Annotated in this window: 11 protein-coding genes; 7 read left to right on the top strand and 4 right to left on the bottom strand. The window is 60.3% G+C overall.

Features of this window, described 5'->3' with window-relative positions; genetic code table 11:
- Nucleotides 1–144: 144 nt before the first annotated feature.
- The 4 genes from fba to tkt are packed head-to-tail and all read right to left on the bottom strand — an operon-like array spanning nt 145 to nt 5510.
- Complete coding sequence (fba, locus tag CLV44_RS08745; protein ID WP_106591735.1) at nt 145–1209, bottom strand: class II fructose-bisphosphate aldolase; 1065 nt, start codon at nt 1207–1209, stop codon at nt 145–147.
- Between the two features lie 41 nt (nt 1210–1250).
- Nucleotides 1251–2417 carry a phosphoglycerate kinase gene (locus tag CLV44_RS08740; protein WP_106591734.1) on the bottom strand — a complete coding sequence of 389 codons (1167 nt, stop codon included), beginning with the start codon at nt 2415–2417 and terminating at the stop codon, nt 1251–1253.
- 33 nt (nt 2418–2450) lie between these two features.
- Entirely contained in the window at nt 2451–3470 is a 1020-nt protein-coding gene (locus tag CLV44_RS08735; RefSeq protein ID WP_106591733.1) for a type I glyceraldehyde-3-phosphate dehydrogenase, read from the bottom strand.
- Between the two features lie 45 nt (nt 3471–3515).
- Nucleotides 3516–5510 carry a transketolase gene (gene tkt, locus CLV44_RS08730; protein WP_106591732.1) on the bottom strand — a complete coding sequence of 665 codons (1995 nt, stop codon included), beginning with the start codon at nt 5508–5510 and terminating at the stop codon, nt 3516–3518.
- A gap of 272 nt (nt 5511–5782) precedes the next feature.
- Between tkt and metK the strand changes: the two genes are divergently transcribed.
- From metK to pyrR, 7 genes are all read left to right on the top strand, one after another.
- Complete coding sequence (gene metK / locus CLV44_RS08725) at nt 5783–6973, top strand: methionine adenosyltransferase (protein WP_106591731.1); 1191 nt, start codon at nt 5783–5785, stop codon at nt 6971–6973.
- Between the two features lie 125 nt (nt 6974–7098).
- Nucleotides 7099–7827, top strand: coding sequence for a 16S rRNA (uracil(1498)-N(3))-methyltransferase (locus tag CLV44_RS08720; RefSeq protein WP_106591730.1), 729 nt, complete (start codon nt 7099–7101; stop codon nt 7825–7827).
- A gap of 31 nt (nt 7828–7858) precedes the next feature.
- Nucleotides 7859–8812, top strand: coding sequence for a glutathione synthase (gene gshB / locus CLV44_RS08715; RefSeq protein ID WP_106591729.1), 954 nt, complete (start codon nt 7859–7861; stop codon nt 8810–8812).
- Complete coding sequence (locus CLV44_RS08710; protein ID WP_106591728.1) at nt 8809–9759, top strand: energy transducer TonB; 951 nt, start codon at nt 8809–8811, stop codon at nt 9757–9759. Before gshB ends, CLV44_RS08710 begins: the two co-directional genes overlap by 4 nt.
- A gap of 38 nt (nt 9760–9797) precedes the next feature.
- The gene (locus CLV44_RS08705) at nt 9798–10364 is read left to right on the top strand and encodes a YqgE/AlgH family protein (protein ID WP_106591727.1); all 567 of its coding nucleotides are present in this window, start codon (nt 9798–9800) and stop codon (nt 10362–10364) included.
- A gap of 13 nt (nt 10365–10377) precedes the next feature.
- Nucleotides 10378–10860, top strand: coding sequence for a Holliday junction resolvase RuvX (gene ruvX, locus CLV44_RS08700; protein ID WP_106591726.1), 483 nt, complete (start codon nt 10378–10380; stop codon nt 10858–10860).
- The gene (gene pyrR / locus CLV44_RS08695; RefSeq protein WP_106591725.1) at nt 10835–11344 is read left to right on the top strand and encodes a bifunctional pyr operon transcriptional regulator/uracil phosphoribosyltransferase PyrR; all 510 of its coding nucleotides are present in this window, start codon (nt 10835–10837) and stop codon (nt 11342–11344) included. Before ruvX ends, pyrR begins: the two co-directional genes overlap by 26 nt.
- The last annotated feature ends 3 nt before the right edge of the window (nt 11345–11347 follow it).

The raw sequence follows: 11347 nt of genomic DNA, 5'->3' as shown, positions 1-11347 counted from the left end.
CGGATGCTGGAACGTTATTCTACTGGAATAACAGCTGAGCTATGTTTGTTAGAAGCTATTGAGCGATATCCACAACAACTAACTCAGACATAGCCATAAAAAAACCCGGCCGAAGCCGGGTTCTGTGCAGCAGGGCTACCAGGATCAGTTGATCTTGGCGTCCAATTCCCCGCGATCGTAACGGTCAGCCATCGCTTCCAGCGAAATCGCCTTGATCTTGCTGGCATGGCCGGCAGCACCAAAGGCTTCGTAGCGGGCGATACAGAGTTCGCTCATGGCCTGCATGGTAGCCTTGAGGAATTTGCGCGGATCGAATTCGGACGGGTTTTCCGCCAGGAAACGACGCACGGCACCGGTGGATGCCAGACGCAGGTCAGTATCGATGTTGACCTTGCGCACGCCATACTTGATACCTTCAACGATCTGCTCAACCGGCACGCCATAGGTTTCCGGAATCTCGCCACCGAACTGGTTGATCACGGCCAGCCATTCCTGCGGTACGGAAGAGGAACCGTGCATCACCAGGTGCGTACCCGGAATGCGGTCATGGATCGCCTTGATACGATCGATCGCCAGGATATCGCCGGTCGGCGGCTTGGTGAACTTGTAGGCACCGTGGGAAGTACCGCAGGCGATTGCCAGCGCATCCACGTTGGTGGCCTTGACGAAATCGGCAGCTTCGTCCGGATCGGTCAGCATCTGGTCGTGGGTCAGGATACCCTCGGCACCGATACCGTCTTCTTCACCGGCCTGTCCGGTTTCCAGAGAACCCAGGCAACCCAGTTCGCCTTCGACAGAGACACCACAGGCGTGTGCCATCTCAACGGTACGACGGGTCACGTCGACGTTGTAGGCATAGTCAGCCGGCGTCTTGCCGTCTTCACCGAGGGAGCCGTCCATCATCACCGAGGAGAAACCCATGGCAATGGAACGCTGACAGATCGCCGGGCTGGTGCCGTGATCCTGGTGCATACACACCGGTACGTCCGGGAACTCTTCGATCGCGGCCAGAATCATGTGGCGCAGAAAGTTGGAACCGGCGTACTTGCGCGCACCGGCGGACGCCTGGACGATCACCGGCGAGTCGGTTTTGGCCGCCGCTTCCATGATCGCACGCATCTGCTCCAGGTTGTTGACGTTGAACGCCGGAATGCCGTAGCCGTATTCGGCGGCATGGTCCAGCAGCTGACGCATGGAGATCAATGCCATGGTTTCACCCTTTGAATTGGTTAATCAAAAATTCTGGTCTGTTACTGGGCCGCACGGGCTTCCAGTACGGCCACTGCCGGCAGTACCTTGCCTTCCACGAATTCGAGGAATGCACCACCACCGGTCGAGATGTAGGAGATCTTATCAGCGATGTCGTATTTATCCACTGCAGCAAGCGTGTCACCGCCACCGGCGATGGAAAATGCTGCGCTGTTGGCGATCGCCAGCGACAATACCTTGGTACCTTCGCCGAACTGGTCAAACTCGAACACGCCAACCGGACCGTTCCAGATGATGGTACCGGCGCTGGTCAGCAAAGCGGCCAGATTCTTGGCCGATTCGGGACCGATATCGAGAATCATCTCGTCATCAGCCACATCATCGGCGGACTTGATCACCGCTTCAGCCGATTCGGCAAACTCCTTGGCGACAACCACGTCGACCGGCAACGGGATATCCACTTTTGCCATCAGTGCCTGTGCCGCCGGGATCAGGTCATGTTCGCACAACGACTTGCCCACCGGCTTGCCTGCCGCCGCGAGGAAGGTGTTGGCGATGCCACCGCCGACGATCAACTGATCGCACTTGTCGGACAGCGCGTTAAGCACTTCCAGTTTAGTCGATACCTTGGAACCACCGACAATCGCCGCCATCGGGCGGGCCGGCTTGTCCAGCGCCTTGGCCAGTGCGTCCAGCTCATTGGCCAGCAGCGGGCCTGCGCACGCTACCGGTGCAAATTTGGCCACGCCATGAGTGGAAGCCTGAGCCCGGTGCGCCGTACCGAAGGCATCCATCACGTAGACGTCGCACAGCGCCGCCATCTGTTTGGACAGGGCTTCGTTGTCCTTCTTTTCGCCGGCATTGAAGCGGACGTTTTCCAGCAGAACCAGTTCACCCTCTTCTACTTCGAAACCACCCTCGAGCCAGTCCTTGACCAGCGGTACCGGACGCTGCAGCAGCTTGCTGATGTGTTCGGCAACCGGTGCCAGCGAGTATTTTTCTTCATACTCGCCTTCAGTCGGGCGGCCCAGGTGAGACATGACCATCACCTTGGCACCGGCCTTCAATGCCACTTCAATGGTCGGCAGGGAAGCACGAATACGGGCATCAGAGGTCACCTGACCATCCTTGACCGGAACATTGAGATCTTCACGGATCAGCACGCGCTTACCGGCCAGATCCAGATCCGTCATCTTCAATACGCTCATGAGAAGGGTTCCTGTTCTTATTGATTCAGAGATTCAGTCCTTGAGCTTCAGCCAGTACCGGGAGACATCCAGCATCCGGTTGGCAAATGCCCATTCATTATCAAACCAGCACAACAGTTTAAGCAGCCGCCTCTGCGAGATTCGCGTTTGGGTACCATCGACCACCGCCGAGCGGGGGTCGGTATTGAAATCCATCGACGCATGCGGCTCCTCGGTATATCCCAGCAGCCCCTTGAGTCCATTGGCAGCGGCCTCACGCAGCATGGCGTTCACCTCGGCCGGATCGGTATCACGGCGCAGGTTCACCGACAGATCCATCAACGAAACGTTGATCGTCGGTACGCGCACATGCAGGCACTCGAAACGCCCGGCCAGATGCGGCAACAGGCGATCAAGCCCACGACCCAGCCCGGTATCCACCGGCACAATCGATTGCATGGCGCTGCGCGCCAGGCGCAGGTCACTGCGGTGGTAGCTGTCGATCACCGGCTGATCATTCATCGCCGAATGGATCGTCGTGGTGACGCCGTTTTCGATGCCGAAATGGCGATCCAGCAGATCCAGTACCGGCACCACGCAGTTGGTGGTACAGGAGGCTGCCGAGGCGATACGGTGATCCGCCTTGAGGCTGGCCTCGTTGTAGCCGAACACCACGGTGGCATCAATATCCGCTTGCGCCGGATGCGAATACAGCAGCCGCCGCGCCCCGCTGGCCAGATGCCGCTCGGCATCGGCGCGGGTACGGAAAGCCCCGGAACATTCCAGCACCAGATCGACCCCCAGGTCGCCCCAGGGAATCTGTTCCGGCTCGGCATGACTGAACACGCGGATACGGTCACCGTTGATCAACAGTGCCTCACCGTCGTTCTCCACCGGGCAGGGGAAGCGGCCGTGGGTTGTATCGTAGCGGGTCAGGTAGGTCAGCGTATCCAGATCGGACAATTCATTGATTGCCACCACCTGCAGTTCCGCCTGTAACCCGCGCTGATAGATCGCCCGCAACACGCCCTGACCAATACGGCCGTAGCCGTTGATCGCGATTCGGTAACTCATTCCGTGATCTGCAGTGCCGGGCACATCAAGCGCCCGGCCTCCCTGTTAGAGCAGAGATTCAACCGTACTGACAACATTGTCGACGGTGAAGCCGAAGTGCTTGAACAGTTCACCGGCCGGAGCCGATTCACCAAAGCTGCGCATACCCACAATGGCGCCATTCAGGCCCACGTACTTGTACCAGAAGTCGGCGTGAGCCGCTTCCACGGCAACGCGGGCGGTCACGGCAGCCGGCAGCACCTGTTCCTTGTAGGCCGCGTCCTGCTTGTCAAAACGCTCGGTGCAGGGCATGGAAACCACACGCACCTGTTTGCCTTTGGCGGTCAGGGCGTCAGCGGCATCCATCACCAGACCGATTTCGGAACCGGTAGCGATCAGGATGGCGTCCGGGGTACCGGCACAGTCACGCAGGATGTAGCCACCGCGCTCAATGGCTGCAATCTGGTCGCCATCACGGTTCTGGTGCGGCAGGTTCTGACGCGAGAAGATCAAGGAGCTGGGGCCATCAGTGCGCTGTACAGACGCTTTCCAGGACACGGCCGATTCAACCGCGTCGCAGGGACGCCAGGTTTCCATGTTCGGGGTCAGGCGCAGGTTGGCGATCTGTTCGACCGGCTGGTGCGTCGGGCCATCTTCACCCAGACCAATGGAGTCGTGGGTGTAGACGAACAGCACACGCTGCTTCATCAGCGCGGCCATGCGCACGGCATTGCGCGCATATTCCATGAATACCAGGAAGGTGGCACCGTACGGAATGAAGCCGCCGTGCAGCGCCAGACCGTTCATGATTGCGCTCATGCCGAACTCACGCACACCGTAGTGAATGTAGTTGCCGCTGGCGTCATCGCGGGTCAGGCCCTTGGAGCCGGACCACAGGGTCAGGTTGGAACCGGCCAGATCGGCAGAGCCGCCCATGAATTCCGGCAGCATCGGGCCGAAGGCTTCAATTGAATTCTGTGACGCCTTGCGTGAGGCGATGGTTTCGCCCTTGGCTGCGATCTCGGCAATCCAGGCATCCGCCTTGGCACCGAAGTCGGCCGGCAGATCACCGGACAGACGGCGCAGCAGCTCTTCCGCCAGCTCAGGGTGCGCGGCGGTGTAAAAACTCAGACGCTCGTTCCACTCGTTTTCGGCACGGCTACCGGCATCACGGGCATCCCAGTCGGCATACAGCTCTTCCGGCACTTCGAACGCCGGGTGCGGCCAGTCCAGGGCAGCGCGGGTCAGCGCGATTTCGTCGTCGCCCAGCGGCGCGCCGTGGCAATCTTCCTTGCCCTGCTTGTTCGGGGAGCCAAAACCGATCACGGTCTTGCAGCAGATCAGCGTCGGCTGTTCGCTGTTGTCACGCGCCTGTTCGATAGCGGCACGGATCTGGTCGCTGTCATGGCCGTCAACGCCACGAATCACCTGCCAGCCGTAGGCCTCGAAGCGTGCCGGGGTGTCATCGGTGAACCAGCCTTCCACTTCGCCGTCGATGGAGATGCCGTTGTCGTCCCAGAACGCAACCAGTTTGCCCAGGCCCAGAGTGCCGGCCAGCGCGCAGGCTTCGTGGGACACGCCTTCCATCAGGCAGCCGTCGCCCATAAAGGTATAGGTGTAGTGATCAATGATGTCATGACCGTCACGGTTGAACTGTGCGGCCAGTGCCTTCTCTGCCAGCGCCATGCCGATGGCATTGGTGATGCCCTGCCCCAGCGGACCGGTAGTGGTTTCAACACCCGGGCAGTAAGCGTATTCCGGGTGACCGGCGGTTTTGGAGTGCATCTGACGGAAGTTTTTCAGATCGTCGATGCTGACATCGTAGCCGCTCAGGTGCAGCAGCGAGTAGATCAGCATAGAGCCATGGCCGTTGGACAGTACGAAGCGGTCACGGTCATACCAGTGCGGGTTGCCGGGGTTGTGCTTGAGGAAATCGTTCCACAGCACTTCGGCAATATCCGCCATACCCATGGGGGCACCCGGGTGGCCGGATTTGGCTTTTTGTACGGCGTCCATGCTCAATGCGCGAATCGCATTGGCAAGTTCTCGGCGAGAGGACATCAATCTACTCCTGGGGCTGGACCCAACCTTGAGGTTTACGGAATCGTGACAACATTTAAGTGGCGCAATTTTCGCCCAGATACGGACCAGCTTCAAACCCAATTATGCAAATAGAGCGATTTTCATACCCTACACGCAAAAAATTCAGGCAAAAAAGCACAGGATGTCATGCACAAGCGCGGCACTGGCGTTAAAATGATCGGCTTTAGGCACCACCATTCCAGCCACCCGCCTTGGCTGCATCCAACTTTGTGTGAGGATTTTTTCCGGAAATGAGCGAATACAGCCTCTTCACCTCCGAGTCCGTGTCTGAAGGGCACCCGGACAAAATTGCCGACCAGATTTCCGATGCCGTGCTGGACGCGATCATCGCGGAAGACAAATATGCCCGTGTTGCCTGTGAAACCATGGTCAAGACCGGTGTGGCAATCGTCTCCGGCGAGATCAGCACCTCAGCCTGGATTGACCTGGAAGACCTGGTCCGCGGCGTGATCTGCGACATCGGCTACACCTCTTCCGACGTCGGCTACGACGGCGAAACCTGCGGCGTGATCAACATCATCGGCAAACAGTCGATCGATATCGCCCAGGGCGTCGACCGCAGCCGTCCTGAAGATCAGGGTGCCGGTGACCAGGGCCTGATGTTCGGTTACGCGTCCAACGAGACCGACGTGCTGATGCCGGCGCCGATCACCTTCTCTCACCGTCTGGTAGAGCGTCAGGCAGAAGCGCGCAAGTCCGGCCTGCTGCCGTGGCTGCGCCCGGATGCCAAGTCGCAGGTTACCTGCCGCTACGAAAACGGCCAGCCGGTTGCGATTGACGCGGTCGTGCTGTCGACTCAGCACAACCCGGACGTATCCCAGGCTGACCTGCAGGAAGCGGTACAGGAGCTGATCATCAAGCACGTACTGCCGGCCGAGCTGCTGCACAAGGGTACCCAGTACCACATCAACCCGACCGGCAAGTTCGTGATCGGTGGCCCGGTGGGCGACTGTGGCCTGACCGGCCGCAAGATCATCGTCGACACCTACGGCGGCATGGCCCGTCACGGTGGTGGCGCATTCTCCGGCAAGGATCCGTCCAAGGTTGACCGTTCTGCCGCCTACGCAGGCCGTTACGTAGCCAAGAACATCGTGGCTGCCGGCCTGGCCGACCGCATCGAGATTCAGGTGTCCTACGCCATCGGCGTGGCCGAGCCGACGTCGGTTTCGATCAATACCTTCGGCACCGGCAAACTCAGCGACGAAAAGATCATCGATCTGGTTCGTGAGCACTTCGACCTGCGCCCGTATGCCATTACCCGCATGCTCGACCTGCTGCACCCGATGTACCGTCAAACAGCGGCGTACGGTCACTTTGGCCGCAACCCGTTCGAAATGACCGTTGGCAACGACACCTTCACGGCATTCCCCTGGGAAATGACCGACAAGGCTGCCGATCTGCGTGCCGCCGCCGGACTCTGATCCCGACCGGCGACACTCCTGCACTGCCCGACCCAAATCAGGGTCAGGCAGTGCCTTGCCTACTGGCATCCTCCACCATCGATGCGACATAATAGCGGCTTGTTTTTCGAACCAGCAGGACGCCCATGCGCATACCCCGCGTCTACGAATCCCAGCCGCTTGCAGTCGGCACCCAGATCGAACTGTCCGACACCAGCGTGCAGCATGCAGTACGCGCCTTGCGCCTGCGTGACGGCGATCTGATCCGCCTGTTCAACGGTGACGGCGGGGACTACACCGCTACCCTTACCGGCGTCGACAAGCGCCGTGCCAGTGCCCGGATCGACAGTGTTGAGCAGCGCAACGTTGAATCTGCGCTGCAGATCCATGTCGGCCAAACCCTGTCCCGTGGTGAGCGCATGGATTATGCCGTGCAGAAAGCCACCGAGATGGGGGCCGCCGCGATCACGCCACTGACCAGCGAACGCTGCGAAGTGCGCCTCAAGGCCGAACGCGAGGACAAGCGCCTGCGCCATTGGCAGCAGATCGCCATCAGCGCCTGTGAACAGAGCCAGCGTACCCGTGTACCCGACATTCATGAGGTCAGCGCGCTGGAAAGCTGGATCAATACGGTCGAAGCCGATCTCAAGCTGGTACTGCACCACCACACCGCACGACCGCTGCAAACGATGACGGCCCCGGCCTCCATCGCGCTGCTGATCGGTCCCGAAGGGGGCCTGACCGAAGCCGAAGTCGAAGCCGCACTGGCCGCCGGCTTTGAGCCGGTCGCCTTTGGCCCGCGGGTGATGCGCACCGAAACCGCGCCAGTCGCCGCATGCGCCATTCTGCAATATCTCTGGGGCGACCTGGGATAATGCTTACACTCTTCAGTACAGGACAGATGTGATGACCGTTAAAGTTGGCATCGTAATGGATCCCATAGAAGCCATTACCTACAAGAAAGACAGCTCGCTGGCGATGCTGTGGGCCGCGCAGAACAAGGGCTGGGAATTGCATTACATGGAACAGCGCCATCTGTTCCTGCGCGACGGCAAGGCCCGCGCCAAAATGGCTCCACTGAGCGTGGCCATGGACCCTGACAACTGGTTCACTCGCGGCGACTATGTCAGCCGTGATCTGGCCGAGCTGGATGTCATCCTGATGCGCAAGGACCCGCCGTTCGACAATGAATTCATCTACAGCACCCACTTGCTGGCCATGGCGGAATCCGAAGGCACTCTGATCGTCAACCGCACCCAGAGCCTGCGCGACTTCAACGAAAAACTGTTCGCCACCCATTTCCCGCAGTGCTGCCCGCCGGTGCTGGTCACCCGTGATGCCGACCTGCTGCGCGAATTCCATGCCGAGCACAAGAATGTCATCTTCAAGCCGCTGGACGGCATGGGCGGCGCGTCCATCTTCCACATCCGCGAAGAAGGCACCAACCTGGGCGTGATCATTGAAACCCTGACCGCCCATGGCAGCGAAACCATCATGGCGCAGAAGTACATTCCCGAGATCGTCGACGGTGACAAGCGCATCCTGATGATCAACGGCGAACCGGTACCCTACGCTCTGGCCCGTATCCCGATGGCCGGTGAGACCCGTGGCAACCTGGCGGCGGGTGGCCGCGGCGAAGGCCGCCCGCTGACCGACCGGGACCATTGGATCGCGGCTCAGGTCGGCCCGACACTGAAAGAGAAGGGTTTGCTGTTTGTCGGCCTTGATGTGATCGGGGATTACCTGACCGAGATCAACGTCACCAGCCCGACCTGTATCCGCGAACTGGACACCCAGTTTAACCTCGACATCGGCATGGAGCTGATGAACTGTATCGAGAAGGAACTGGCAACACGATGAGCAACCGGGACGACCGTCTACCCCTATGGCATCACCTGAACAGCGACAGCTTCGGCTTCATGCTGTTCCTGGCCACTGTTGTACACGGCGTCCTGCTGATTGCCCTGAGCTTTACCCTGCCCGACCCGGAACCACCGCCGCACACGCTGGATGTCACCCTGGCTCAGCATCCACAACCGGATGCGCCCGAGCAGGCCGATTTTATCGCCCAGCACAACCAGCGTGGCAGCGGCACCACTGACACTGCAGCCGCACCGGCCACCACCGAAATGGCACCGTTGGCCAGTGAACAGTCGCAGCAGCAGGCGGCTCGGCGGGCTCCGGCACCACCGTCGATTGCCCCCACCCCCACACCACAACCCGATACCGGCCAACAGACCGAACAACACACAGAGGCCGCCACCCAGCAGCCGGAACAGGTCGTGCATACCCGCGCTGATGCGACGCGCAGCGCGCCCACCGAAGCGGCACGCAGCGCTGCTGCCGCGCCGGCACCCCAAACCGCCAACTCAACCTCACTGATGGCACGCAGCCTGGAAATGGCCAGCCTGCAGGCACAGCTGGATCTGATCCGCGAAACCCGCGCCAAGAAACCCCGCGTCCTGCGCCTGACTTCGGCCGAGACCCGCGCCCATGCCTATGCCGGCTACCTGGACAACTGGCGTCGCCGCGTCGAGACCGTCGGCAACCTCAACTACCCGGAACAGGCGCGCAGCCGTGGCCTGCAAGGCACCCTTCGTCTGCTGGTCGCATTGAACCCCGACGGCCAGGTCGCCAATATCGAGATCCTCAGCTCATCCGGCCACCGCGTGCTCGATGATGCCGCCATCCGTATCGTGCAACTGGCATCGCCGTTCCAGAGCTTTCCGGTGGAAATGCGCAAGAATGTCGACCGTCTGGAAATTATCCGCACCTGGAAATTTGAGAAACAGACGCGGGTGTACTAAGCCTAATCTACCTTTCAGCAACGAAGAGAGCATATACCATGCCCCCGACCTCACTTCGTGGCCATTTCCTGATCTCGATGCCCCACCTGCTGGACGAGACCTTCGCCCAAACCGTGGTCTACATCTGTGATCATAATGAGTACGGTGCCATGGGCATCGTGGTGAATCGTCCCAGCGGCATTCGCATGTGTGATCTGCTGGCACACCTGGAAATGGACAACCGTACCGCAATGGCCACTGAACGTCCGATCTTCGATGGCGGTCCCGTGCGTGACGACTGCGGCTTCGTACTGCACCCACACACACCCGAGCAACCCTGGATCGCCAGCCACAAGGTCAGTGATGATGTGTGCCTGACCACTTCAATGGACATCCTTGAGGCGATTGCCGGCAACGAAGGTCCCGAGGTGTTTCTGGTGGCGCTGGGCTACGCCGGATGGGGCCCCTCGCAGCTTGAACAGGAGCTGTGCGACAACCTCTGGTTAAGCTGTCCGGCAAATTCAGATATACTTTTCCACCTACCTCTGGAGGACCGGCTGCATGCCGCCGCCGCCACCCTGGGAATCAATCTGAACCTGATGCCGGCTCACGCCGGACATGCCTGACTGAAGCGAGCGGATGAGCAGTGACACCCAATTGGTGCTGGGATTCGATTTCGGCACGACACGTATCGGCCTGGCGATCGGCCAAAGCCTGACCGCCAGCGCCACCCCTATCGACCCGATCCGGGCTCGCGACGGCATGCCCGACTGGGATACCCTGGACGCGACCGTCAACCACTGGCAGCCCAGCGTACTGGTCGTGGGCATCCCGCTGAACATGGACGGCACCATTTCCGAAATGGCACGCCGGGCACGCAAGTTCGCCAACCGCATCCAGGATCGCTACCAGCGCCCCTGTTTCCTCTGTGACGAACGTCTGACTACGGCCGAAGCCAAACGCATCCATCTGGATGCCGGTGGCGGCACCAACTTCAAACAGGAGTCGGTGGACGGTATTGCCGCCCAGCTGATTCTGGAAGACTGGTTCAACAGTACCGACCGCATCCCAAGCCACACTCGACTGGAGGACATTTATGGTCCCGGACCCGCTGAGCGTTGACGCACTGCTCGACAAGATGGCGAATGACACCCGCGCCCTGATCACCCGGCGCAACTTCAAGGACCCGCTGATGATCGGTATCCGTACCGGCGGCGTCTGGCTGGCTGAGCGCCTGCATGCCCAGCTGGAATTGGCCAGTCCGCTGGGGGTGCTGGATATCAGTTTTTACCGTGACGACTTCACCCAGGTCGGCATGAACCCCAAGGTCAAGCCCACCCAGCTGCCCTGCCCGACCGAAGGCCGTGACATTCTGCTGGTGGACGACGTGATCATGAGCGGACGTACCATCCGTGCCGCCATGAACGAACTCTTCGACTATGGCCGTCCCGCATCGATCACCCTGATCTCCCTGCTGGACCTGCCGCGTCGCGACCTGCCGATCCAGGCTGATGTCATCGGTGCCACGCTGACGCTGGGCCCCGACCAGCAGGTCAAACTCAACGGCCCTGATCCCCTGACGCTGACCATTAGTCAGCGTGACTGAAAC

Origin of the sequence: Marinobacterium halophilum, from assembly GCF_003014615.1 — a bacterium.
GTDB lineage: Bacteria > Pseudomonadota > Gammaproteobacteria > Pseudomonadales > Balneatricaceae > Marinobacterium > Marinobacterium halophilum.
Note: the sequence above shows the minus strand (reverse complement) of the source record. Positions and strands in the feature narration are given on the sequence as shown.

Bases quoted from the DNA above. Each gene is read 5' to 3' on its own strand.
- fba (WP_106591735.1), bottom strand. From the start codon at position 1,209: ATGGCATTGATCTCCATGCGTCAGCTGCTGGACCATGCCGCCGAATAC.
- CLV44_RS08740 (WP_106591734.1), bottom strand. From the start codon at position 2,417: ATGAGCGTATTGAAGATGACGGATCTGGATCTGGCCGGTAAGCGCGTG.
- CLV44_RS08735 (WP_106591733.1), bottom strand. From the start codon at position 3,470: ATGAGTTACCGAATCGCGATCAACGGCTACGGCCGTATTGGTCAGGGC.
- tkt (WP_106591732.1), bottom strand. From the start codon at position 5,510: ATGTCCTCTCGCCGAGAACTTGCCAATGCGATTCGCGCATTGAGCATG.
- metK (WP_106591731.1), top strand. From the start codon at position 5,783: ATGAGCGAATACAGCCTCTTCACCTCCGAGTCCGTGTCTGAAGGGCAC.
- CLV44_RS08720 (WP_106591730.1), top strand. From the start codon at position 7,099: ATGCGCATACCCCGCGTCTACGAATCCCAGCCGCTTGCAGTCGGCACC.
- gshB (WP_106591729.1), top strand. From the start codon at position 7,859: ATGACCGTTAAAGTTGGCATCGTAATGGATCCCATAGAAGCCATTACC.
- CLV44_RS08710 (WP_106591728.1), top strand. From the start codon at position 8,809: ATGAGCAACCGGGACGACCGTCTACCCCTATGGCATCACCTGAACAGC.
- CLV44_RS08705 (WP_106591727.1), top strand. From the start codon at position 9,798: ATGCCCCCGACCTCACTTCGTGGCCATTTCCTGATCTCGATGCCCCAC.
- ruvX (WP_106591726.1), top strand. From the start codon at position 10,378: ATGAGCAGTGACACCCAATTGGTGCTGGGATTCGATTTCGGCACGACA.
- pyrR (WP_106591725.1), top strand. From the start codon at position 10,835: ATGGTCCCGGACCCGCTGAGCGTTGACGCACTGCTCGACAAGATGGCG.